Genomic DNA, 367 nt, shown 5'->3' on the forward strand with positions numbered 1-367 from the left:
TGACACCAAATCTTGTTGAGTGTTCACACAGATTGCTTGATTGATGATAAAGAGAGCAACTCTTGAAGTGGGTCTGTAGCTCAGGTGGTTAGAGCGCACCCCTGATAAGGGTGAGGTCGGTAGTTCGAGTCTACTCAGACCCACCACTTCATTGGGGCCATAGCTCAGCTGGGAGAGCGCCTGCTTTGCACGCAGGAGGTCTGCGGTTCGATCCCGCATGGCTCCACCATTTCTCTTGCTTGATGTAGAAGACAAACTAATAGCCTTGGTTCAAGGCTATCAGTTTGACTTCTTGACGAAGTTTGCTCTTTAACAATCTGGAAAAGCTGATTCAAAAAGTTCTAAATACTGTAACAAGTGTCTTGGA

General features: G+C 46.6%; 2 tRNA genes. Both read left to right on the top strand.

Features of this window, described 5'->3' with window-relative positions:
- The first annotated feature begins 69 nt into the window (after nucleotides 1-69).
- Nucleotides 70-146 (top strand) — tRNA-Ile (locus ACZYTD_RS17200).
- 7 nt (nucleotides 147-153) lie between these two features.
- Nucleotides 154-229: transfer RNA gene (locus ACZYTD_RS17205), tRNA-Ala, on the top strand.
- Nucleotides 230-367 lie beyond the last annotated feature (138 nt).

It is taken from the genome of Pseudaeromonas sp. HNCC25DJ180 (assembly GCF_055413345.1).